This window comes from Methylorubrum zatmanii (genome assembly GCF_014845115.1).
GTDB lineage: Bacteria > Pseudomonadota > Alphaproteobacteria > Rhizobiales > Beijerinckiaceae > Methylobacterium > Methylobacterium zatmanii.
In genome coordinates this window covers 13298-37525 of sequence record NZ_NKUI01000099.1, presented here as the reverse complement: position 1 = coordinate 37525, position 24228 = coordinate 13298, and the positions used below count along the sequence as shown (strand labels likewise).

The 24228-nt window shown below is 69.0% G+C and carries 19 protein-coding genes and 1 tRNA gene; 8 read left to right on the top strand and 12 right to left on the bottom strand.

Annotated elements, in window-relative coordinates; genetic code table 11:
* The coding region (locus MZTS_RS13240; RefSeq protein ID WP_192284198.1) for a creatininase family protein at positions 1-313 on the top strand (313 nt) is incomplete at its 5' end.
* A 27-nt stretch (positions 314-340) separates the two neighbouring features.
* Here MZTS_RS13240 and MZTS_RS13235 read toward each other — a convergent pair.
* From MZTS_RS13235 to MZTS_RS13205, 7 genes are all read right to left on the bottom strand, one after another.
* Positions 341-1618 carry an alpha/beta fold hydrolase gene (locus MZTS_RS13235; protein ID WP_192284197.1) on the bottom strand — a complete coding sequence of 426 codons (1278 nt, stop codon included), beginning with the start codon at positions 1616-1618 and terminating at the stop codon, positions 341-343.
* 253 nt (positions 1619-1871) lie between these two features.
* Entirely contained in the window at positions 1872-3323 is a 1452-nt protein-coding gene (locus MZTS_RS13230; protein WP_192284196.1) for a PepSY domain-containing protein, read from the bottom strand.
* 18 nt (positions 3324-3341) lie between these two features.
* Entirely contained in the window at positions 3342-4877 is a 1536-nt protein-coding gene (locus MZTS_RS13225) for an efflux transporter outer membrane subunit (protein WP_192284195.1), read from the bottom strand.
* A 20-nt stretch (positions 4878-4897) separates the two neighbouring features.
* Positions 4898-8044, bottom strand: coding sequence for an efflux RND transporter permease subunit (locus MZTS_RS13220; RefSeq protein ID WP_192284194.1), 3147 nt, complete (start codon positions 8042-8044; stop codon positions 4898-4900).
* Positions 8045-8055: 11 nt separating this feature from the next.
* Entirely contained in the window at positions 8056-9390 is a 1335-nt protein-coding gene (locus MZTS_RS13215; protein WP_192284193.1) for an efflux RND transporter periplasmic adaptor subunit, read from the bottom strand.
* A 301-nt stretch (positions 9391-9691) separates the two neighbouring features.
* Positions 9692-9767, bottom strand: a tRNA-Thr gene (locus MZTS_RS13210).
* Between the two features lie 215 nt (positions 9768-9982).
* Positions 9983-12097, bottom strand: coding sequence for an EAL domain-containing protein (locus MZTS_RS13205; protein ID WP_246482108.1), 2115 nt, complete (start codon positions 12095-12097; stop codon positions 9983-9985).
* Positions 12098-12442: 345 nt separating this feature from the next.
* Between MZTS_RS13205 and MZTS_RS13200 the strand changes: the two genes are divergently transcribed.
* Complete coding sequence (locus MZTS_RS13200) at positions 12443-12763, top strand: DUF167 family protein (RefSeq protein WP_192284191.1); 321 nt, start codon at positions 12443-12445, stop codon at positions 12761-12763.
* Here the strand turns inward: MZTS_RS13200 and cmk are convergent.
* Entirely contained in the window at positions 12750-13403 is a 654-nt protein-coding gene (gene cmk / locus MZTS_RS13195; protein WP_192284190.1) for a (d)CMP kinase, read from the bottom strand. The two genes, MZTS_RS13200 and cmk, sit on opposite strands and share 14 nt — an antisense overlap.
* The gene (aroA, locus tag MZTS_RS13190; RefSeq protein ID WP_192284189.1) at positions 13400-14761 is read right to left on the bottom strand and encodes a 3-phosphoshikimate 1-carboxyvinyltransferase; all 1362 of its coding nucleotides are present in this window, start codon (positions 14759-14761) and stop codon (positions 13400-13402) included. Before aroA ends, cmk begins: the two co-directional genes overlap by 4 nt.
* 331 nt (positions 14762-15092) lie before the next feature.
* Between aroA and MZTS_RS13185 the strand changes: the two genes are divergently transcribed.
* Together MZTS_RS13185 and MZTS_RS13180 are read left to right on the top strand one after the other, a co-directional pair.
* Positions 15093-15350: a hypothetical protein gene (locus MZTS_RS13185; protein WP_246482107.1), complete on the top strand. Its 258-nt coding sequence runs from the start codon at positions 15093-15095 to the stop codon at positions 15348-15350.
* A 213-nt stretch (positions 15351-15563) separates the two neighbouring features.
* On the top strand, positions 15564-15941 hold the full coding sequence (locus MZTS_RS13180; RefSeq protein ID WP_192284187.1) for a TIGR02300 family protein: 378 nt from the start codon (positions 15564-15566) through the stop codon (positions 15939-15941).
* Positions 15942-16060: 119 nt separating this feature from the next.
* On the opposite strand, the gene MZTS_RS13175 is transcribed toward MZTS_RS13180, so the two are convergent.
* The 3 genes from MZTS_RS13175 to MZTS_RS13165 form a co-directional block, all read right to left on the bottom strand.
* A complete protein-coding gene (locus MZTS_RS13175) occupies positions 16061-16786 on the bottom strand; it encodes an FAD-binding oxidoreductase (protein ID WP_009865771.1) in 726 nt (241 codons plus the stop codon).
* Between the two features lie 10 nt (positions 16787-16796).
* Positions 16797-17402, bottom strand: a complete 606-nt coding sequence (locus MZTS_RS13170; protein ID WP_192284186.1) for a sulfite oxidase-like oxidoreductase — start codon at positions 17400-17402, stop codon at positions 16797-16799.
* Between the two features lie 103 nt (positions 17403-17505).
* Positions 17506-18006 carry a hypothetical protein gene (locus tag MZTS_RS13165; RefSeq protein ID WP_192284185.1) on the bottom strand — a complete coding sequence of 167 codons (501 nt, stop codon included), beginning with the start codon at positions 18004-18006 and terminating at the stop codon, positions 17506-17508.
* Positions 18007-18326: 320 nt separating this feature from the next.
* Here MZTS_RS13165 and MZTS_RS13160 point away from each other — a divergent pair, with 320 nt between their 5' ends.
* From MZTS_RS13160 to MZTS_RS13145, 4 genes are all read left to right on the top strand, one after another.
* Positions 18327-20528 (top strand): TonB-dependent siderophore receptor, encoded by a 2202-nt coding sequence (locus MZTS_RS13160; protein ID WP_192284184.1) that lies wholly within the window; start codon positions 18327-18329, stop codon positions 20526-20528.
* 44 nt (positions 20529-20572) lie between these two features.
* Positions 20573-21793, top strand: coding sequence for a PepSY-associated TM helix domain-containing protein (locus MZTS_RS13155; protein ID WP_192284183.1), 1221 nt, complete (start codon positions 20573-20575; stop codon positions 21791-21793).
* 133 nt (positions 21794-21926) lie between these two features.
* A complete protein-coding gene (locus MZTS_RS13150; RefSeq protein WP_009866698.1) occupies positions 21927-22649 on the top strand; it encodes a Crp/Fnr family transcriptional regulator in 723 nt (240 codons plus the stop codon).
* Positions 22650-23060: 411 nt separating this feature from the next.
* Positions 23061-23972 carry a shikimate kinase gene (locus MZTS_RS13145; RefSeq protein ID WP_009866697.1) on the top strand — a complete coding sequence of 304 codons (912 nt, stop codon included), beginning with the start codon at positions 23061-23063 and terminating at the stop codon, positions 23970-23972.
* The last annotated feature ends 256 nt before the right edge of the window (positions 23973-24228 follow it).

The window sequence follows — 24228 nt, the reverse complement described above, 5'->3', positions numbered from 1 at the left end:
GGCGGACGAGATCCGCCACGGCATCCATGCGGGCGGTATCGAGACGGCGCTGATGCTGGCTCTGCGGCCCGACCTCGTGCGCCGGGACGCCATCGACAGCTTCGTATCCCGCACGGTGGCGATGGAGCGCGACTTCACTCTGCTGCGCGCCGGCCGTCCCGCCGCCTTCGCCTGGAAGACGCAGGACCTGCATGCCTCGGGCGCGCTGGGTGATGCCCGGCTCGGCACGGCGGAGGCCGGCGAGGCCGCCCTCGCATACGGGGCACGGGCCTTCGTGACGCTGCTCGGCGAGATCGACCGCTTCACCCTTTAGGATTTCCCGCGACCGGAAGGGCCCGCCTCAGAGCGGAAGAGCGGGTTCGAGACTGGCGGCCGGGTCCAGCACCCGCTGCCGCAGCGGCTGCGGCCCCAGGGTCATCGCGAAGAAGTCGTAGGCACCGGGCCGTTCGTTCGCGAGAAGGAACTGGAAGTGCATGCGGAACGGGCGGAACCTTACCCGCCGGTAGGTTTCCGGGCTGAGCAGGTCGCGAAAGCGCGCCGAGCGCACCAGGGGGTTGGCGACGGGCTGTCCGCACAGGCCGAGATCGAGGTCGTGGAGCGGGTTGAAGCCCGGAAAGTTCATCCAGTCCTGCGGCGCGTGGAAGTCGCACCAGACCACGCGCCGATCCGTGACGAGGCGCGCGATCTCCGCCCGCAGGCGCTTGGCCGAGGGCTGCAACGCCACGAGGGGAAGCCCCGATCCGAGGGTCACGAGGGAGAAGGCCGGGCCCGTTCGCCCGATCTCCGCATCGCGGGCAAGAAGGCGGGCCGTGACCTCGGCAGCCGTCAACCCGCCCGAGGAATGGCCGACGATCATCACCTCGTCGACGGTTTCGCCCGCCGCCTTCCGCGCGGCCAGGGCCGACAGGACATAGTCGGCGAAGGCGTCGAGGCGTCGCTCGTAATCGGGCCGCCGGCCGCGCCCGTGCTGCCAGTTGAAGACCCAGTCGTTCAGGAGCTGCCAGAAGAAGATCCGGTTCAGGACCGCCTCGATGGCCTTGATCCAGACGAGGCCCGCGACGACGCCGAGCGGCAGGGAGACCCAGATCGGCAGGCCGAGGCTGTGGCCGAACCAGTTTCCGAGATGGGCGTGGACGATCGCCCCGATGGCGACGGAGAGAAGGGTGAGGAGAATCACCATCACGAAGGGGTAGAGGATGACGTTCCCGTATTTCCAACTCAGCCGGTAGAAGCGGAACAGCAATCCGCTCAAGATGGTCTGCAACGTCCCGGCGACGAGGAGCGCCACACTGACGAAGCGGGAGCGGGCGAAATCGACGGCGACGAGATCGTCCCACAGGAGGACGTCATAGCGGGTTTCGGCGCCCTCGCCCCGGTCGGGTGCGCTGACGGTCCAGCTCTGCACCAGCCCGTCCGCGCTGAGTTCGGCGCGGGAGATCTCCCGCCTCCCTTCTGGGAAGCGCTTGGCGTAGCGGGACCATTCCCGCACGAACAGCAGACGGTAACGGCTTCGCGCCTCGGGATCGTAGCCCGGAATGTAGAAGACATGCCGGCGCCGGACCGTGGTGCAGCGGGCGTCCTGAAGATCGGGCGGCGTAAAGCTGAGGGCATTACGCATGGCGGCTGACGCATGGATCCGGGCGCCTCATCCGAACGATGGCTCCTCCGCGGCGACCATAGGTATCGGCGCATTGCAGGCAGAGCATCGATCTACTTCCGAATGCACTATCAAACGTTACGCTTCCGGAACTTGTGACCCAGCTACCCGATGCGCAATCCCGCTCGTCCACGGGCAGGAACGCAACACGGAGCGTCGCGATGGGGTTGCGAATCCGGGCGTTGGCCTCGCCCGGCAGAACGGGGATCGTCCCTCAGAGCGGGCGTGCCAGCCGGCGCCAGCCGATGACGATCCCGGAGACAGAGACGAGCAGGCCACCGAGCAGCAGGAGCAGCATCACGGCGTCCCAGGCGGGCCGGTGGCGGATCAGAAGGCCGATATCGAGACTGTGCAGGCCGTTGAACAGCCAGCGGGAGAGGCGGTCGGAACGATCCAGGCGGCCCAGAATCTCGCCCGTCGCCGGATCGATGTGGAACCAGGTCGCGGCCGGATCGGCAAAGGCGATCCGGAGAACCGGCAGGCGGCGCTCGCTGTGATGCCCGTACCAATAGGCATCCTCCCGCGCGATCAGCACCACCTCCGGCGGCGACGCTTCGGGGATGAGACGCCGCGCCGAGGCGGTGATCGCCGCGAGGGTCGGGCGTGCGCCCTCCGCGCAACAGGGCTGAAACCGGCCGTCGGCACAGGCGAGGATGACGCCGGGCCGACCGTCGAGCCGGGTGAAGCGGGCTTCCCGGGCATCGGGGCATGACTGGGCCAAGGCCGAGCGGTCGAGGCCGAAGGGCCGATCCGCCGGGCCGGCATACCGGCCCTGCGCCGCGCGGTCCGGCCCCTGGGCCGAGAACCAGCGGTTCGGGTTCATCGACAGCCATCCGCTGACGATGAAGGTCAGCACGGCCGTGCCGGCGACGAGGCCGCCGAGATGGTGCCATCGCATCCAGCCGCGATAAGGCGTGACCGCCCCGCGGGCGTAGCGCCGCCTGAGCCGAAACCGGATCAGGCCGACAGTCAGGCCGGTCACCGCCCCCGCAATCCCGATCCCGGACAGCCACAGCACCACATCGCGCCAGAGATCGCGCTGGGCCCTGATCGGCGTGAAGTAGATCCAGTGCGGGATGGCGCCGAACCAGTTCCAGAACCGCTCGTGGCGCGTCGTGTCGAGGACGATCTCGCCGGTGGCTCGGGCAATGTAGAGTTCGGTGCCCGCCGCATCCCCGAGGGCGATCCGGTGGAAGGGCCGTGCGGGATCGAAGCGCTGATGCACGGTCCATTGGTCGCGCTCGACCGGGCCGAGGGCGACCGGCGCCCGAGCCGCCGGATGAGAGGCGGCGACCGCGAGCGCCTGCGCCACGTCGAGCCCCGCGATCACGTGGCCATCCGTGGCGGCGACGGTCCGGGTCGCCCCGTCCCAGGGAACGATGCGGTAGACCGGCAAGTCGGCGAGCATGGACAGCGTGATCCGCTGCGCTTCCCCCGCAGCGAGACCGGCCCGGTCGAGCGCCGCCTCCGGGGTGAGCGCCACCCGGTCCCAGTCGAGGGAAGGAAGGGCGGCCCGGCGCTCCGCCTCGGTGAGGCGCGGGAAGCCGACATACATCATCACGCCGCCGGAGACGAACCAGACGGCGAAGAACAGGCAGGTGAGAATGCCGAGCCAGCGATGGCCGAGATAGAGCCACCGCCGCAGACGCTTGCCGAGGGATGCCACGATCAGGCCGTCACCGCCTCAGAGGAACTTCGCCGGATCGGTCTCCGGGGGTGGCGGGGCGACGTCGGTCCGGTTCCACCAGCCGCCACCGAGGGCCTGGAACAGGGCGGCCGTGTCGGCATACTGGGTCGCGCGGGCACCGGCCGAGGTCACCAGGGCCGAGAGGTAGCTCTGCTGGGCGATCAGCACCTGCGTCGCGTTGACGGCACCGGCCGCGTATTGCTTGCGGATGAGCCCGAGGCTCTCACCCGTCGCCTTCTCGGCGGCGGAGGCCGCCGCCACCGCCTTTGCATCGGCCTGAAGCGCCCGCAGGCTGTCGGCCACATTCTGGAAGGCGGCGATCACCGTGGCACGGTACTGCGCCTGGGCTTGGTTCAGCGTCTCCTCGGAGGCGCGCTGGCGCCGGTAGAGCGTGCCGGCATCGAAGATTGGCTGCGTGGCCTGGCCGATGATGGTGAAGAAGGCCGCCCCGGGATTGGCGAGCTGGGCGAGCCGCACCGCGCTGGCGCCCGCCGTCGCGGTGATGCTGAACTGCGGCAGCCGGTTGGCGACGGCGACGCCGACATTCGCGCTCGCCGTCCGCACCTGGGATTCGGCCGCCTTCACGTCCGGCCGCTGCTGCACGAGATGCGAGGGCAGGCTGACCGGCAGCCGCGTCGGCAGGTGCAGGGTATTCAGGGTGAAGGTTTCGGACACCTCGTCGCTCGGCAGCCGTCCCGTCAGGGCGGTCAGCAGGTTGCGCTGCTGGGCGAGCTGCTTCTCCAGCGGCGGCAATTGCTGCTGCGACAGCGAGAGCGCGGCCTGCTGCTGCACCACGTCGGCGCCGGCGATCTGCCCGAGTTTGAGCTGCTTGTTGTAGAGTTCCAGTACCTCGGTCTGCGCCTGGATCACCCGCTTGGTCGCCTCGATCTGAGCCCGCAGGGCCGCCTCCTGGATCGCGGCGGTGACGACGTTGGCGGTGAGGCTGAGATAGGCCGCCTCGAGCTGGAAGCGCTGGTTCTCGGCCTCCCCCTCCAGGGCCTCGATCTGGCGGCGGTTGCCGCCGAACACGTCCGGATTGAAGGCGACGATCACCTGCGGGGTGTACAGGCTGTAAAGGTAGCGGTTCTGATCCTGCAGCGGCGATTGCAGATCGAGCCCCGGCGCCTGCGCCCCGAGCGCCTGCGGGTTGGCCGTCAGCGTCGGATAGAGCGTGCCCCGCTGGGCCAGCACGTTCTGCTGGGCGATGCGCAGGGAGGCCTGCGCCGCCTCCAGGGTCGGGTTATGGGCGAGCGCCTCCTCGACGAGGCGATTCAGCGCCTTGGACCGGAACAGCGTCCACCACGCGCCCGGGATGTCGGCGCCCGCGACGAAGCTCTGGTCGGCCGAGCCGCCCTGCTGCGTCCGGATCAGGTCGGCGGCGCTCGGGTTCTTGAGCGGCTCCCTGGTGTAGCGGGTGACCGGGGGATCCGCTGGCGGACGGTAATCCGGCCCGACCATGCAGCCGGCGAGCTGACCCGCGCACAGGCCGGCGGCGAGCCGCGCGGTCCACACGCCCTGCGGCTTCCGCCGCATTCCCCGCTCCCGAATCGACATCACGCGGCAGCCTTGCTTGCGGCGGGGGCGGCCGAAAGATTCGGCCGGCGCCGGGAAAACAGCGAGATCAGGACCGGCAGCACCACCAGGATCAGGTTCGGGGCCAGCAGGATGCCGCCGACCACCACCAGGGCCAGGGGCTTCTGCACCTGCGAGCCGATTCCGGTGGAGATCGCCGCCGGCAGCAGGCCGACGCAGGCCGCGACGCAGGTCATCATCACCGGCCGCATCCGCACGATCGAGGCATGCCGCACCGCCTCGGCCCGCTGCCAGCCCTCGTCCATGAGTTGGTTGTAATAGGCGAGCAGGATCACGCCCTCCATCGTCGAGATGCCGAACAGGGCGATGAAGCCGATCGCCGCCGAGATCGAGAACGGCGTGTCGGTGAAGAACAGGGCGAAGATGCCGCCGATCATCGCCATCGGGATCACCGACAGGGTGAGCAGCATGTCGGTGACGGAGGAGAAATTGACGAACAGGAGCAGGGCGATCAGCAGCAGCGTGATCGGCACGACGAGGCTCAGGCGGGCGACCGCCTCCTTCAGGTTGGTGAACTGGCCGACCCATTCGAGATGGTAGCCGGGGGGCAGCGTCACCGTCTCGGCGACGCGGGCCTGCGCCTCCAGCACCGCGCCGCCGAGATCGCGCCCGCGCACGGAGAACTTCACCGGGATGTAGCGCTCCTGACCCTCGCGGTAGATGAAGGCCGCGCCCGAGACGAGGTCGACCGTCGCGATCTCGGAGAGCGGCACCTGCACCACGCCGCCATTCGGGTTCGGCGCCCCCACGGTGATGCTGCGGATCGTCTCCAGGGAGGAGCGGTACTGGGGCGCGAGCCGCACCCGCATCGGGAAATGCCGGTCGGCGCCGTATTCGTAGAGATCGCCCGCGGTCTGGCCGCCGATCGCCGCCGCCACGGTGGTGTTCACGTCGCTGATCGAGAGGCCGAAGCGGGCGGCCTTGCGGCGGTCGACATCGATCTGGACCGTCGGCTGGCCAAGGGATTCGAACACGGCCAGATCGGTGACGCCGGGCACGCTCGCCAGCGCCGCCTTCACGGCATTGGCCGTCTTCGTGATCTCGGCGAGGTCGTTGCCGTAGATCTTGACGGAGTTCTCGCCCTTCACGCCCGAGGCCGCCTCCTGGACGTTGTCCTCGATATATTGCGAGAAGTTGAACTCGATCCCGGGGAATTCCTCGTCGAGACGCTGGGACAGGGTGTGGATCAGCGTCTCCTTGTCGAGCCCCTTGCGCCACTGGTCGATGGGCTTCAACGGCGCCAGGATCTCGACGTTGAAGAAGCCGGTGGCGTCGGTGCCGTCATTGGGCCGGCCCTGATGCGAGATCACGGTGACGACCTCGGGCACCTCCTGGAAGATCTTGCGCAGGCGCTGGACGTAGGCGTTGCCGGTCTCGAGCGAGATCGAGGCCGGCATGGTGCCGCGCACGTAGAGATTGCCCTCCTCCAGCCGCGGCAGGAATTCGAGGCCGAGGCTGCGGGCGGCGAGCCCGGATACGGCCAGGACCGCCAGCATCACGGCGAGGGCGAGGATGCGGTTGCGCAGGCCGACCCTCAGGATGATCTCGTGGCCGAACCGCAGGAGGCGCACGATCAGCGTGTCCCGCTCCTCGACGCGCTTGGGCAGGATGATCGCCGAGAGCGCGGGAGAGACCGTGAAGGTCGCCAGCAGGCCGCCGATCAGCGCGTAGGCATAGGTCTTGGCCATCGGGCCGAAGATGTGGCCCTCGACGCCGGTCATGGTGAAGAGCGGCAGGAAGCCGACGATGATGATGGTGGCCGAAAAGAAGATCGCCCGGTTCACCTCGGCGCCGGCGATGGCGATGGTGCCGAGCCGGCCGGTCAGGCCGCCGGGCGCGAGCTGCCCCTGGGTGTGCTCGGGCTCGGCGAGATGGCGGAAGATGTTCTCGACCATGATGACGGTGGCATCGACGATGAGGCCGAAATCGATCGCGCCGAGGGACAGGAGGTTGGCCGAATCGCCCCGCAGCACCAGGATCAGGATGGCGAAGCCCAGCGCGAACGGGATCGTGGCCGCCACGATGATGGCGCTGCGCAGCGAGCCGAGAAACAGCCACTGCACCGCGAAGACCAGCACCACGCCGAAGACGAGGTTGTGCATCACCGTGTGGGTCGTGGTGTGGATCAGCTCCGAACGGTCGTAGATGCGCTCGATCTTCACCCCCGGCGGCAGGATGGTCGAGCCGTTGATCTTCTCGATCTCGGCCTCCACGCGCTGAAGCGTCGGCAGGCTCTGGCCGCCGCGGCTCATCAGCACGATGCCCTCGACCACGTCGGGCTCGTCGTCATGGCCGACGATGCCGAGCCTCGGCGCGTGGGAGACGCGCACCTCCGCCACGTCGCGGACCAGCACCGGCACGCCGTTCACCTGGGTCAGCATGGTGTCGCGGATGTCGTCCATGTCGCGGATCAGGCCGATGCCGCGCACCACCGCCGATTGCTCGCCGACATTGAGCGTCTGGCCGCCGACATTGATCGAGGCGTTGTTGAGCGCGGTGACGAGCTGAACCAGGGTCATGCCGAGCCCCTGCAACCGGTTCAGATCGACGGCGATCTCGTATTCCTTGGCCTTGCCGCCGAAGGCGGTGACGTCGACCACGCCGGGAATCGCCTTGAAGCGACGCTGCAGCACCCAATCCTGCAGCGTCTTCATCTCCGTCGAGGAGAAGCCCGGCGGCCCGACGAGCTTGTAGCGCATGATCTCACCGACAGGGCTCGTCGGCGAGATCTGCGGCTGGGCCCCGTTCGGAAGCGGCGGCAGCTGCGAGAGGCGGTTGAGGACACGCTGCAGCGCCTCCTCATAGGTGTATTCGTAGTTGAACTGGACCTTCACGTCGGAGAGCCCGAACAGCGAGATGGTCCGCACCACCGTCGCGTTCGGGATGCCGGCGAGCTGCACCTCGATGGGAATCGTGATGTAGCGCTCGATCTCCTCCGCCGACTGGCCGGGATTCTGTGTGATGACATCGACCAGCGGCGGCACCGGGTCGGGATAGGCCTCGATGTTGAGCTGCAGGTAGCTCGCATAGCCGAGGGCGAGCATCATCACGAAGCCCAGGAACACCAGCACGCGCTGGCGCAGGGCGAAGACGATCAGGCTGTTCATCGATCGAGCCCTCAGGACGCCTTGTCGCCGGAGGCGGCGCGGTCGATGAACAGGGCCCCCCGGGTCACGACCTCCTCGCCGGCCCGCACTCCGTCGAGGACCTGCGCGGTGTCGCCGTTGACCAGGCCGATCCTGACCCGGCGAGCCGCGATGGTGCCGTCGCCCTGGGCGACCCAGACATGGGCCTCGGCGCCCTCGTAGACGATGGCCGCGAGGGGCACTGCGGGCGAGGGCTGCGGCGGGCCGGTGACGATGGTGAAGGTGGCGAACATCTCCGGCCTGAGGGCCCGATCCGGATTCTCGATCTCGCTGCGCACGGCGAGCCGGCGCGTGGCCGCTTCGAGGCTCGCGGCCATGTAGTCGATCTTGGCCTGGAACACCCGGTCGCCGAAGCCGGCCACCCGCGCCTCGACGGTCTGGCCGATGCGCACCTTCGGAACCTCGCTCTCGCGGATATTGGCGATCAGCCAGACCGTCGAGAGGTCGCCGATGATGAAGGCCGGATCGCTCGACGAGGAGATGAACTGACCGACGCCGACCTTGCGCTGCACGATGGTACCGGCAATCGGCGCGCGGATCTCCACATCCGAGCCGAGGCGGCCGCTCTTTTCGAAGGCGGCGATCTCGGCATCCGATTTGCCGAGGAGCCGCAGGCGGTTCTTCACCGCATCGAGGGTCGCCTCGGCGGTCTTCAGATCGCTCTGAGCCGCGATCACGTCGTTCTGAGCGGATTGGTAATCCTTCAGCGCCACGGCGCGGGCTGCGAACAGCTCCTGTTGTCGCGCGGCGATGGTCTGGTCGAGCTTCAGCAGCGCCTGCTGCTTCTGCAGGGTGTTGAGGGCGGCCTGATAATCGTTCTGCGCCTGGACCATGTCGGTGGCCTCCAGGGTCAGCAGGAGATCACCCGCCTTCACCACGTCGCCGGCGCGGACGAGCACCTTCGTCACGCGGCCGGAATACGGCGAGGCCACCGGCACGTTGTCGTCGTCGTTGAGGGCGATGCGCCCCTCGGCCGAACTCTCGGGCCGGAACGTCACCGTCCGCACGGAGCTGATCTCGAAGGTGGCGCGCTGCTCCTTGCTCGGGCGGAACACCCGCGACAGGGCTGCGGATTCCTGCGCAACCACCGTCGGCTCCGGCGGCCGCGCTTGGCCGGCCGATCCGCCGACGAGGCCGGCGACGCCCTCGGCGGCGCGGCGCGGCGCGTCAGGGAAGGCGATGGCGAGCGCGACCAGTCCGGTAATCAGGACCAGCAGGAGGGCAACAGGCGCCTTGGCGGAGCGGCGTCCGGGCGTGCCGGGAGCGCCCCCGGAGGCCCCGGTTTCCGAAGGGTTGCGCGCGTCCATGACGGTCTCTGTCTGATCGCTTCGATGGAAGCTGAGCCAGGCGCGGCCTATCACCGATCATATGACATGCCAAAGTCCCCGACGCGGACGGGGACATGGCCCGTGGTATTTTTTGAAGCAGTCACGGGCCTGTGTCCCGTCCGATCCGCTCCCGCCCGCACCATCCGCGCTGACCGTGAGATTTCAATTCCGCGAAACCTCACCGACGGGGAAGGCGCGGCCCTGCGAAGAGGCGCTGGAGTTGCGGATCCATGCGCCGGCCTCTCGGCAGCGGGGAATCATGGCGGGGTCGGAATCGAGATGGTGCCGGTTGCGGGACTCGAACTCGCGACCTACCGCTTACAAGGCGGTTGCTCTACCAACTGAGCTAAACCGGCAGCGCACAACCCGCTAGCAGTCCGGTCTGAGCGGCGCAAGCGCCTGCGGCGACATCGTCGGTTTTGATCTGCCGCCAGACCATTATTGCGCGCAACTGATCTTCGTCTCAGCGGCCGAGTTCAAGCATTGATGCCGTCCCATCGAGGGGTGAGCGGCTCAAATCCGATCAAGCGGTTCCGTCATAGCCTCGCGGAACGGCCATCGCGCTCCCCGATCACGGCCCGCGCGCCGTGATCGGGCGACCGCCCGAACCGCCCGATGTCTCCGATCCTGTGGTCGGTCCTGGCGGCTTCGGCCTTGGACCGGTCGCGCCAGGGGTCCCGCGCGGCGGCGCTTCGGGCCGGCCGAACAGGAAGCCTTGCAGATCCAGCCCGCGCTTCCTGGCCAGCAGCCTGTGCTGCTCTTCCGTTTCCACCCCCTCCGCCGTCACCGCCAAGCCGAGGCTGCGCGACAGGCCGATGATGGCCCACACGATCGCCGTCGATTGCGAGTCCCGGCCCAGTCCCCGCACGAAGCTCCGGTCGATCTTGATGCGGGTCAGCGGAAAAGTGTGGACGAAGCTCAGGGAGGAATAGCCGGTGCCGAAATCGTCGAGCGCGATCATCACCCCCAGGGCGCGGAGGCGACGCAGCAGGCAGAGCGCCAGTTCGCGGTTTTCCAGCAGCGCCGTCTCGGTGATCTCGACCTCCAGCCGGTGCGGCGCCAGACCGCTTCCGGTCAGTGCCCCTTCGACCGCCTGGATGACGAGGCCGCTCCGCAGCTGCGTCGCCGAGATATTGACCGCCACGGTGAGGTGATCGGGCCAGCCCGCCGCTTCGCGGCAGGCTTCGGCCAGTACCCAGGCGCCGATCTCGGGCATCAGGCCCGCCTCCTCGGCCACGGGCACGAAGGTCGCCGGCGAGATCGCCTCCCCATCCGCTCGCGGCCAGCGCAGCAGCGCCTCGTAGCCGATGATCGCCCCGGTCCGGGCCCGCACGATCGGCTGGTAATGCAGGGCGAAGGCGCCCTCCTCCAGGGCACGGCGCAGCTCGGCTTCCAGACTGGCCCGTTCGGCGACACGCTCACCCATCTCCGGGTCGTAGAGGGCGTAGCGGTTCCAGCCCTCCTTCTTGGCCGCCTGAAGAGCAAGGCCGGCATGGCGCAGCAGGGTATCCGGATCGCCTCCGGCCGGAGGGGCGACGGCGATGCCGATACTGGCGCCGACACGCACCGAGAGCCGCCCGACGAGATAGGGCTGGCCGAGAAGATCGAGCACCTGCCGGGCCGTGCCCTCAAGCCGGCCGGGAGCATCGGGCCGAAGAACGAGAGTGAACTCGTCTCCGCCGAGCCGTGCCAGGAACTCGGGCGCCGGCACCGCCCGGCGGAGACGATGCGCAACCTCCTGCAGAATCCGGTCGCCGACGGAATGACCGAAGGTGTCGTTGATCGGCTTGAAGCGGTCGAGATCGATGCAGAGGATGGCCCAGGGCTCCCCCGTCGACGATGCCAGCGCCTCGTCCAGGACCGCGTGAAGTGCCGCGCGGTTGGCGAGGCCGGTCAGGGAATCGTGCAGCGCGAGATACTGGATCCGGTCCTCGAAGCGGCGGCGCTCGGTGATATCGACGAAAGTCGAGACGCAACCGCCGTCAGGGAGCCGCCGGGTCGTGACCGACAGGATCCGGTCCCGGTGCACGATCTCGGACAGTGCCGGCACGGTACAATCGAGGTCGGAGCGCAGATGGTCCCGGGCGAAGAGGGCGGAGGCCTCCTCACTGAGGCCATCCCGCAGAAGCTCCCGTATCGGGGCGCCGGCCAGGGCCTCACAGCTGGGAGCGGCAACGATCTGGCACAGACGCTCATTGGCGAGCACCACGCGCCCCCCGCCGTCGATGAGACACAGGCCCTGGGTCATGTTGGACAGGGCGAGATCGAGATTGGCCAGGGCGGTTTCGAGCTTCAGAGCCGCAGCCCGTCGCTCGGTGCAATCCCGGGTGATCTTGGCAAACCCGATGAGGCGCCCCCCGCTGTCGTGGATCGCATCGATCACGACATGGGTCCAGAAGCAGGAGCCGTCCTTGCGCAGGCGCCAGCCCTCGGCCTCGAACCGGCCCGTCTCCCGAGCAATCCCGAGGCTCCGCTCCGGCACTCCGGCAACGCGGTCCTGTACGGTGTAGAAGCAGGAGAAATGGCAGCCGACGATCTCGTCGGCCGTGTAGCCCTGGGCCCGCTGCGCCCCCTCGTTCCAGTTCACCACCACGCCATCGGGAGACAGCATGTAGATCGCGTAATCCTTCACTCCCTCCACGAGGAGGCGGTAAAGGACATCGGCGTCGTCGGGAGGTGGGGGCATCATCGGGTCCGGCAGCGCTTTCCCGACGGACAAAAATCCACAAAAGTTAAATTTGCACAGCCCTGGGGTGGAGACGCCTTCCGCTCGCGGTCGTCTCACTCACCCGACAAATCTCCCTCAGGTTGCTATTTTTACCGCGAACACAACCTGCTTATCGGACCGTGGCCGAGGCGCGATAAAATTGTTGGCATGGGGAGAAAAGAAGCCGTCAGGGCAATAGGAATTGATCGCTGCGGCCGTGGGGCGTCGCAGATTCGCTCTCGACGCAGGGAAGCGTCCTTCGCCGCCAGCCCCACCGAATCCGATGGCAGTCGAAGGGAATCGAAAGCCGATGAGCGCCTCGGTATGACGCAGCTTCCCTTCACCCTGGATGCGGACGGCCTCACCCTCGCCGTGCGGCTGACGCCGCGGGCGAGCCGCACCGGCCTCGACGGTGTCCGCGTCGATGCGGACGGGCGCCCGGTTCTCTGCCTGCGGGTGGCGGCGCCGCCGGTCGAAGGCGCCGCCAACGCGGCCCTCACCGCCTTCGTCGCCAAGAGTCTCAAGCTTAGGAAGGCGGAGGTGGTGCTGGTTTCCGGCGAGGCCTCCCGCACCAAGCGGCTTCACCTCACCGGCGATGCGAAGGAACTCGCGGCGCGGGTGGAAACCTGGCTCAGCGGCTCCTGAGCCGCTCGACGATGGCCACGGCCTCAGCGAAGGCGGCGTCGGCATCGAGTTCGGTGGTATCGAGCACCACCGCATCCTCCGCCACCTTCAGGGGCGCGGCGGCGCGGCTCGAATCGCGGGCATCGCGGGCGCGGATATCGGCGAGGATCGCCGCCAGGGTCGCCTCCTCGCCGCGGCCGAGCAGTTCGCGGTGGCGCCGCCGGGCCCGCTCCTCGGGTGCGGCGACGATGAACAGCTTCACCCGGGCGGCAGGGCAGACGACGGTGCCGATGTCGCGCCCGTCGAGCACCGCGCCGTCCGGTCCGTCGGCGAAGCGCCGCTGCCAGGACAGCAGGGCGGCCCGGACCTCCGGCACCGAAGAGACCCGCGAGGCCGCCTCCCCCATCGCCCGCTCGCGCAGGCGCGGATCGGAAAGGCGCTCGGCCGACAGGTCGGCCGCCGCCCGGGCCGCCGCGCCGGCATCGTCGAGATCGGCGTCGGCATCGATCAGGGTCAGGGCCACGGCACGGTAGAGCAGGCCGGTATCGAGGTGCGGCAGCCCGTAATGCAGGGCCAGACGCTTGGCGAGCGTGCCCTTGCCCGAGGCCGCCGGTCCATCGATGGCGATGACCAGCGCGGCGCCGTCACGGTTCGGGCTCATGCGGCGGCCCCGTCCTCGATCTGCGCACCGAGCGCGGACATGGTCGGGCGGAAGGTCGGGAAGCTCGTCGCGATCATCGCTCCGTCATCCACGGTGACGGGTTGGCGCGCGGCCAGCCCCATGACGAGGAAGGCCATGGCGATGCGGTGGTCGAGATGGGTCGCCACCGTGCCGCCGCCCGCGGGCGGGGCCCCCTCTCCCGTCACGATCAGGTCGTCGCCCTCGATGGCGTAGGACACGCCGTTGGCGGCAAGCCCGGCAGCGACCGCCGCCAGCCGGTCGGATTCCTTGACCCGCAATTCGTGCAGCCCGTTCATCCGGGTGGTGCCCTCGGCGAAGGCGGCGGCGACGGCGAGGATCGGGTACTCGTCGATCATCGAGGGCGCGCGTTCGGCCGGCACGTCGACGCCGTGCAAGCGGCTGGCCCGCACGCGGAGATCGGCCACCGTCTCGCCGCCCTCCTCGCGCTCGTCGAGGCGCTCGATCGCGGCGCCCATCTCGATCAGCGTGGTGATCAGGCCGGTGCGCAGCGGGTTCATCATCACCCCGCGCAGGGTGACCTCGGAGCCCGGCACGATCAGCGCCGCGACCAGAGGGAAGGCGGCCGAGGACGGATCGGCCGGCACGATCACCTCGGTGCCGCGCAGGACCGGCTGGCCGGTGAGCGCGACGGAACGGCCATGGCCGCCCTCGCCATGGGGCGTCACCGTGACCTCGGCGCCGAACAGGCGCAGCATCCGCTCGGTATGGTCGCGGGAGGCGGCCGTCTCGATGACGGTCGTTGTGCCCGGGGCGTTGAGTCCGGCGAACAGCACCGCCGACTTGATCTGCGCCGAGGCGACCGGCAACTCGTAGCGGAGCGGGATCGCCTCGCGCGGCCCCTTCAGCGTCAGCGGCACGCGCCCGCCCTCGGCCTCTGAGACGACCTGCGCACCCATCTGCAGAAGCGGATCGAGGATGCGCCGCATCGGCCGCTTGCGGAGGGAGGCGTCACCGTCGAAGGTCGCGGTGACGGGCTGGCCGCCGACCACGCCCATCATCAGGCGCGAACCGGTTCCGGCATTGCCGAAATCGAGCACGCCCTCGGGATCCTGCATTCCGCCGATGCCGACGCCGACGATGCGCCAGCGCCCCTCGCCCTCGCGCGTCACCTCGGCGCCGAGCGCCCGCGCCGCGGCGGCGGTGCGCAGCACGTCGTCGCCCTCAAGGAGCCCCTCGACCCGCGTCTCGCCGATGGCGAGCAGGCCGAGGATCATCGCCCGGTGGGAGATCGACTTGTCGCCCGGCGGCTTCAGAGCCCCACGCAGTGGGCCTCCGGGGCGGGCGGTGACGGGCTGGGGTTCGGAATCGTGCGACACGGAAGGTCTTTGGGGCTCGAGTCTCGGACTGAAGCTCTGCGCCGAAGCATCAGGGCGCCAACGGCCGCCCGCCGGGACGGACCCGGCGCGACGGGCGCCGGTTACCACGCGGACCGCCCCGCGTCATCCGGACAGCCGAAGGACCCGCGGCGCCCCGGATCGGCCCTCGCCGAAACCTTCCGTTCACCATGAGATCCGGCGCTGCACAGCGAGCTCACCGGCAGAATGCTTCTGGATGCATTGTGAAAGACTGCAATCGGACGGGAGGGACCCGGCTTTCCGGTCTCTCGCCACCCTCGACATTTCAGAACATATGTTTATAACTGGATCCATGACGCCGGTCAGCCAGTGCCTTCGCAAGGTCGATCACGCCTCCGCCATCGCGGACCCGACGGCTGTCGACCATCTCTGCGCAGCGCTCAACGAGCTGGAGAGCGCCTATCGCCGCCCCAGCGAGCGGATCATCGCCCTTGAAGCGATCCTGCATGAATTCATGCGCAGCGGGCGAACGGACAACACATCCTTCGGCCGCTTCCTCCGCATCAGCGTCGAGCGCCGTCAGAACAAGTGGTCCTTGCGCTACGCCTGACCATCTCCGCCGGCCGATCGGCCAAGGCCTTATGCCCTGCCGTCATCGGCCGTTTCGACGGCGCCCTCCGCCCGCTGGAAACACAGCGGGCCCCTGCCCTCGCTCCGGCGTTCGTTCCATTCACCGACTTGGTGTTTGACATGGGCGGAGGCTGCGACTAACGGGGCCCCTCCCCCGAGCCCTTTCCCCTTTCGTCCCCAGAGGTTCGCAGCCGTGGCAAGACCGGAACTCGGCGTCAAACGCCAGTGCATGAATTGCGGTGCCAAGTTCTACGATCTCGACCGTGATCCGGCGACCTGCCCGAAATGCGGCACGATCTACCAGGTCGCGACGAGCCGCGTCGCCCCGCCCATCGCCAGCCGCGCCGCGGACGAGGATGAGGACGAGGAGGAGAAGGGCGGTCCGGAGATCGTCTCCCTCGACGAGGCCGAAGCCAGCGAGGACGATGCCGATATCAGCGTGGACGACGAAGAGAGCGGCGACGATTCCAGCGGAGGGGCGGACGACGACACCTTCCTCGAGGAAGAGGACGGCGACGACGACGTCTCCGACCTGATCGACAACGATTCGGACAACGACGAGGAGGGCTGATCGCCCTCCCCTCGCGCATCGCGCCGGACTCAGGTCCGGGGCGATGCGCAACGACCGGTTCCGCGGAACATACCCTGGATCCGTTCGATCTCCTTCGGGATGGCGGCTTTGGACTTCCCTCAGCCGCCGAACCGCTCGGTTCGAATCGCGCTGGGCCTGACCCCCGCATCGACCAGCAGATCGGCCACCGCGCCGACGAAGCCGTTGCCGCCGCACACGAAGGCGTGGCGCGGCATCCCTAAGCATTCGATCGCCGTGTCGATCATCACCCGGTCGATGCGCCGCCCCGCCGTCGCCCCTTCGCGGGTGAGGAGCAGGGTCAGGTCGAAACCGGTCTCGTCGCGGGACCGCGCGCTGAGTTCGGCCCGGGCGATCGCCTCTGCGCCGCTGCGCACCGAGTAAATCAGCAGCATCGGCACCTCGGGCGCGTGCAGGGCCCGCTCCCGCACCATCGCCAGCAGCGGCACCACACCGGAGCCGCCGCCGATCAGAAGCACCGGCCCGCCCTCCTCCGGCCCCCAGGTGAAGGCGCCGAGCGGACCGCGCAGCTCGATCTCGTCGCCGACCTCGGCCACCGTGTCGAAGAAGCCCGACACCTCCCCGGCCTCCAGCCCCTCGATCATCAATTCGAGCCCCGCCGGATCGCCGGGCGCGGAGGCGATGGAATAGCTGCGCTGCGCTTGGTAGCCATCCGGCGCGGTGAGGCGCACGTCGACGTGCTGGCCGGCCCGGTGCGGCCCCTCGAACGGGCTGGGTTGGGGCGTGAAACGGAAGCTTTTCACCCGCGGCGTCACGGGCGTGATCGCCCGGATGGTCGCGGCCCGCCAGCGGGAGGGCGCCGTCACGTCGCGGCCCTCAATCGCCGGTGAAGCGCTGCTCGCGCCAGGGGTCGCCGTACATGTGGTAGCCGCGCAGCTCCCAGAAGCCGGCCTCGTCGCGCTCGGTGAAGCGCAAGCCCTTCACCCACTTGGCGCTCTTCCAGAAATAGAGGTGCGGCACCAGCAGCCGCGCCGGGCCGCCGTGATCGGGCGGGATCGGCTGCCCGTCGTAATGGGTCGCCACCATGGCCTTGCCGCCGACGAGGTCGGCCACCGGCACGTTGGTGGTGTAGTCGTCGTGGCCTTCCGCCAGCACGAAGCCCGTCGGCGCCGCGATGCCGGCCGCGGCCAGAACGTCGTCGATGCTCACCCCTTCCCAGGCGGTGTCGAACTTCGACCACTTCGTCACGCAGTGGATGTCGCCCGTCCAGCGGGTGCGCGGCAGGGTGGCGAACTCGCTCCAGCTCCAACTCGCCAGGGGCCGGGAGCCCTGACGCAGGGTGAAGCGCCAACTTTCAGTCGAGACGCGCGGGGTCGGGCCGAGCTGGAGCACGGGAAAGTCGTCGGTGAGGTACTGACCGGGGGGCAGCCGCTCACGGATCGCCGCAGCGGGGGGCCGCCCCGAAAAACCTCGCGTCGCCATGCACTCCTCCGCCATCGGGGCCGGCGGGCAGCTGCCGGTCGTCCACCCTTATCTGGTACGGTCTCCGAGCGCCGCAACGAGGTTCGCGGCGAAAGCGTTCCCGTCAGGCCGGCCGCGACGGTTCCGGGCGTGGACGCCGCAGGATGCGCGGCCGCCAGATGCCGAGCACGACGTTGAGAACCGCGATCGCGAGCAGCACCCAGAGGGTGTTGCGCTCGGCGGCCAGCGCCCCCGTGAGGGTGGCGGGGTCGATCCGTCCTGCGAGCGCGGCGGCGCTGCGCCGGGCCTCCTCCTGCATCGGCCCCTGGATGCCGACGAAGCCCCCTTCGAACACCAGCACGCCGGTGGCGAGCTTCACCCAGGCCCAGCCCGCCTCGAGAAAACCACGGTGCAGGGCCACCGCCAGCAGCCCGGCCACCAGGGTCAGGGCGAGGGAAGGCAGGAAGATCCAGGTGGCGACCGCCCCCATCGCACCGCGCATCAGGGCGTAGCCGGCCAGCGCCTCCGGCGGCGGGGTGAGGCTCAGCAGGACCAGCAGGCAGGCCATCGCCCCCATCAGCCCGACCGCCCCCATCGTGTGGAGGAATTTGAGAAGGCGTCGCATGTCCGGTGCGCCCTCGCCTCGGCGTCGTCGTGAGCAAGTCGACCCAGGAATGCCTGACCAGAGATGCTTGGCCAGAGATGCTTGGCCAGGAATGCCTTGAAAGCCGGAAGGCGGCCGCCTCGGATCGATTAGGGCGAACGGCGCTTCGAGACCTCGGAATGCCACTTTAGACTTAGAATAAAATGTTGTGCCCCAGCAACGACCTGCCGTCGAGCAGCCGAATCCAATAAAATATCCAAGCCTGCGCTTGCGACTGCAAAACCAGCTTACGTAAACGCGGTCGACCGGCAATGCGGCGTCGGCACGCGGAACGGACGGCGATGGGCAAGGCAATGCGGGCGGCGACACGTCCCAGTCACACAGGCGCGGGTGCACCTCTTGCCGGGCCCGGCATCGCCTTCGGAATTGCTCTCGCCTCCGGTCACCTGGCCTCCTGCCCGCTCGGCGCGGCGGCGCAGATTGTCGCACCGGACAGCGGCGAGACGGTGCTGTCGGAGCTGTCGGTGACGGGAAGCGGCGAGCGGGCCGGCGGCCCGGTGGTCGGCTACCGCGCCGCGCGCTCGGCCACCGCGACGCGGACCGACACCGCCCTGCGGGACACGCCGCAATCGATCCAGGTCGTTCCCCGCGAGGTTCTGGTCGACCAGCAGGACGTGCGCCTCACCGACGCGCTGACCAATGTCAGCAACGTCCAGCCGGCGGGCACGATCCAGGGCCGCTCCGACACCTACATCCTGCGCGGCTTCCGCACCCAGACCTACGCCATCGACGGCCTGCTCCTGAGCCCGGTCAACACCTTCCAGCCGACCCAGCGCGACCTCGCCAATGTCGAGCGGGTGGAGGTGCTGAAGGGTCCGGCCTCCGTCCTCTACGGCCAGGGCGATCCCGGCGGCCTGATCAATATCGTGACGCGCCAGCCGAGCCTCACCCCCTCAGCCGACATGACCCTGCAGGGCGGTTCGTTCGGCTTCCGGCGGGCGCAGGGGTCGGTGTCGGGGGCGATCCCGAGCGTGGAGGGGCTCGCCGCCCGCTTCAGCTTCGGCACGCAGGACGAGGCCACCTTCCGGAACTTCGGCGGCCCGGAGAATTCCCGCCACTTCTTCGCGCCGGCCTTCGTCTGGAATCCCGATCCGTCGACCCGCGTCTATCTGAACGCCGAATTCACCCGCCAGCACAGCCAGTACGACGAGGGCTTGGTCGCCTTCCGCGGCCGTGTGCCCCTCGACAACATCCGCCGCTACTACGGCGAACCGTGGTCCCGCTACTACGGCGAGTCGAACATGATCACGCTGTTCGCCGAGCACGACGTGAACGAGAACCTGACCCTGCGTCAGGCCGTCAACGGTCAGTGGGGCTCGTTCGAGGCTTGGGCGACCCGCGCCAGCGGTGTGAACGCGGCCGGCACGACGCTGACCCGCCGCCTGACGGAGACCGACTCGATCTACCATTCCATCGACAGCCGGACCGAGGCGCTCGCACGCTTCGACGATCCGTTCGGCTTCCGCCACACGGCCCTGGCGGGCTTCGAGATCGTCGACGGCTATCGCCACCCCTACACGACGCAGGGGGCGGCGACCTCGGTCTCCTTCCTCAACCCGATCCGGGGCTCGGTGCCGCAGATCGGCACCCTCATCCTGCAGAGCGACCTCCGGCAGAAGCTCCACCTGTTCGGCCTCTACCTGCAGGACCAGATCGAGTTCTTCCCCGGCCTGCAGCTCGTGCTCGGCGTGCGGTTCGATACGGCCAACCAGCTCTACTTCCAGCGCACCCCCACCAATCCGAACAGACCGCCGGAGCAGAACCTCACCGGCGTCTCGCCGCGGGTCGGTCTCGTCTGGCGGCCGCTGGAGCCGGTGACGCTCTACGGCAGCTACACCACCTCCTTCACGCCGCAGACCGCCAACATCCTCAACGTCGCGAGCCCGCCGCCGGAGACCGGCGAGCAGGTGGAGGTCGGCGCCCGGATCGACCTGATCCCCGACCGGCTCACCCTGAGCGCCGCCGCCTTCCGCATCCTGCGGGCCAACGTCGCCGCCTCGGATCCGGTCAATACCGGCTTCTCGATCATCACCGGCGAGCAGCGCTCGCAGGGCCTCGAAGGCGACATCGCCGGCGAGATCCTGCCCGGCTGGAAAATCATCGGCGGCATCGGCTATCTCGATGCCGAGGTGACGCGAGACCGGTTCATCACGGCTGGCAATCGCCTGCCCGCCGCCCCGGTTTTCAGCACCAGCCTGTGGTCGACCTACCAGTTCCAGGGCGGTCCCCTGAGGGGCTTCGGCTTCGGCGGCGGCGTCACCTATGTCGGCGAGCGCTTCGGCGACATCACCAACACCTACAAGGTCGGCGCCTATGCCCGTCTCGACGCAACCGTGTTCTACGAGATCGACCCGACTTGGCGTTTCGCCGTGAACGGCCGCAACCTCACCGACCGGCGCTACATCGAGCAGCCGTTCAACCAGTTCAATAACCTGCCCGGCGCCCCCCTGACGGTGCTCGCCAGTCTGACGGCGCGGTATTGAGGAGCGATTCCACCGCGATTCCCTGACACAGCCCTTCGAGCTTCATGACGCCAGCCCTTCCCTCCCTCCGCACTCTTCTGTTTCGCCTGCACTGGGCGCTCGGCCTGACAGCCGGCTTCGTGCTCGCCGTGATGGGCGTCACGGGGGCGCTGATGAGCTACGAGGAAGCGATCACGGCCTTCGCCAACCGCGACCGGGTCGTCGTCGCGGCGCGGGAGGCACGCCCCGCGCCCCTCCCCGGTGTCCTTGCCCCCAATATCCTGGCCCCCAGCATCCTGGCGGCACGGATCGAGGCGCAGGAACCGGGTCGGCGCGTCGCCTCGCTGACCCTGTCGCAGGATCCCGCGCAGAGCGCCGTCGCCCGCTTCGGCCGGGACCGGGCGAGCGGCGAGCGAGCGCCCTCCGTCTATGTCGATCCCGCGGACGGGACGGTGCTCGGTCCCGTCCGGTTGGAGACGGCCTTCGCCACGGTGAGGGAACTGCACCGCTGGCTGCTGATCCCCGGCGAAGGCAAGGGCTGGGGCCGCACCGTCACCGGCGCCTGCGCCCTCGCCCTCCTCGCCTTCCTGGGCAGCGGCCTCTACCTGCGCTGGCCCGGCCGCCACGGCTGGCGGGTCTGGCTGAGGCCGAACCTCGCCCGGCCCGGGCGGGCGCGGTGGTGGTCCCTGCACGCCATCGTCGGGACATGGCTGCTGCCGGTCTACGCCACCATCGCCCTGTCGGGGCTGTGGTGGTCCTATGACTGGTACCGCACCGGTGCGACCTGGGTTCTCACGGGTCAAACGCCCGAAACACGCCCTGCCGGCCGGATGCCAGGCCGCACGCCCCCCGCCGATCCGCCCGTGAGCTCGTCCCCCCTCGACACCGCCTGGGCGAGCTTCTCGGCGACGCACGATGCGGCGCTCGCCACCCTCACCCTTCCGGGGCCGGACGCCACCACGATCCGCATCCGCTGGTACGCGGCGGACAAGGGCGCCGCGATCCTGCGCAACGAGACCAGCTACGACGCCCGCACCGGTGATCTCCTCAGCGACAGGCGCTCGGACGGAGCGGGCCTCGGCCAGCGGCTCGCCGACAACATGCTGGAGGTGCATCGCGGCCGCTTCTTCGGTGCACCGGTCGCGCTGCTGTTCTGCCTCGCCGCCCTGGCCATGCCGGGCTTCGCCGCCACGGGGCTGACGCTCTACATCCTGCGCCGACGGGCGGGGCGCAGGCGCTCCGTCGGCGGCATGCCCCGGCCCGCCGCAGCGACCGGACGGGGATGACCGCGCGGCGCGCTCTCGCCGAACGCCCCTCGCCGACGCCGCGGCCGCTATCCCGCGGTCCGAGCCCGGCCGCCGAACTTCCTCTCCCGAAAACGCGTTTCCCCAGGAAGGCGCGAACCTTCCGGGGCCGGACATGACTGTGTCGTCGACACGAAACCGCCTGCTCCAGGCGCTGCCGCCGGACGACCTGAACCGGATCCTGCCTCTTTTCGAGCGGATCACCGTCAACAAGGGCGACATCCTCTGGTCGATCGGTCAGAGGCTGGATTTCGCTTACTTTCCCGAAGGCGGCCTGTCCTCGAACGTCGCCGTGACCAGCGAGGGCCGCAGGGTCGAGGTCGGCTGTTTCGGCTACGACGGCATGGTCGGTACGGCCACGGTGCTGGGTGTGGATCTCGCCTCGCACGAGTTGCTGATCCAGGTCGGGGGGCCCTGGCTGCGGATCGAGGCCGAGGCACTTCGCCACACCATGGGGGCCAGCCCGGCCCTGCACGGCCTTCTGATGCGCTACACCCACACGGTCATGATGACCGTGAGCCAGACCGCCCTGTCGAACGGCATCCACACCGTCGAGGAGCGTCTGGCCCGCTGGATCCTCATGGCGCAGGACCGGCTGGAAGCGGATGAGCTTCCGCTCACCCATAACTTCCTGTCGATCATGCTGGCGACCCAGCGCTCGACCGTGACGCTGGCGATCCAGGCACTCGAGGGCTACGGCGCCATCCGCGCGCGGCGTGCCCTCGTCACCGTCCTCGATCGCGGCATGCTCTGCGACCTGGCCGGGAGCAGTTACGGCGCGGCCGAAGCCGAATACGAGCGCCTGATCGGCCCCTTTCGGAAATCACCTTGCGAATGACGGGGATAGGATGGAGCCGGCGGGTGACGGACGGCAGTTACAGCCGGCTGCCCTTCCATCGCAGGGTGGTGTAGAGAAGACGGGCGTATCGTCGGTCGCTCCGCTGCGATGCCGCTTTTCGAGGCAGGGCGCGTTGCAGTGCAAAACGTCTCGCCATCGGCACCAACATATATTATCGCACGGCGTGCTCGCATGGATGCCACGCTTGTGGTATGGGTTGCGCGGCGACGGGGCAGTCTTCAGATGTCCGCCGCCCTTGCCGCATCCGCGAGACCTGGCCCGTGCGTTGCAGCAGGCGAAAACGGTCCGGCTTGCCGGATGGAGTGGCCGGACTGAGTTTTAAGAGGCCGACGCCCCGATGGGGCCCCGGCACGCTGACAGCTTGAAGCGGGCGTCGGAAAGGACGATGAGGTGAACGAGGCCATGACCGACGCGGCCGAACAAGAAGCGAATTTCCTGAACGAGCTCGGCCGGCGGGTGCGCCACGCCCGCACGGTGCGCGGCCTGTCGCGCAAGCTGCTGTCCCAGGCGTCCGGCCTCTCCGAGCGCTACATCGCGCAACTCGAGAGCGGCCAGGGCAATGTGTCGATCATCCTGCTCCGGCGCGTCGCCAACGCGATGGGCATGCGGCTCGACGACCTCGTCTCCAGCCAGGAGACCTCGTCCGACTGGCGGGTGATCCGCGACCTGCTCGATCAGGCAGGTCCCGACCAGATTGCCCAGGCCAAATCCGTGCTGGCGGGCTCGATCGGCGCGGAAACGCGGACGATCCGTCGCCGGGTGGCGCTGGTCGGACTGCGTGGCGCCGGCAAGTCGACCCTCGGGCGCATGGCGGCCGCGCATCTCGGCTGGCGATTCGTGGAGCTCAACACCGAGATCGAGCGCGAGAACGGATTGTCCGTGCGGGAAATCTTCGCGATCTACGGTCAGGAGGGCTATCGCCGGCTCGAGCAGAAGGCCCTGCGCGGGCTGGCCGAGCATCCCGGACCGATGGTGCTCGCCACCGGCGGCAGCATCGTCGCCGAGCCGCTGACCTACGACCTGCTGCTCTCCTCCTTCTACACGATCTGGCTGCAGGCCCGTCCCGAGGAGCACCTGCAGCGGGTGCGCGAACAGGGCCATGTCGAGGGCAAGGGCGATCCGGCCTGGGTGCTCGACGACCTGCGCGCCGTGCTGCTCAGCCGCGAGCCGCTCTACGCCCGCGCCTCGGCGGTGGTCGATACGTCCGACGTGCCGGTCGAGACTATGGCCGAGCGCCTGATCGAGGTGATCGAAACCCGCTTCAGCGGCATCGACAACGGCGGCAAGCGCCCGGCCGCGTGACGGAAGCCCTCACCGTCCGGCCCCCCTTGATGCAGCGCGGGAGCGCTCCAAGCTGTAAGGCTTGACGCAGCGCGGGCGGAGACGATTCTCTTCTCCCGCGCTGGTCCCGCGATATCCGTCGTGTCCCTGCGCGCGGCTTCGCGACAGATCCCGTCTGTCGGGAGTCGCTTCAGCGTCGTGCGCATCGGGTTGAAACGGTGCCATCCGCTGCGACAGGCCGTCGCGGTTTCAGGCCGGATGGACAGCCGGCGCATCC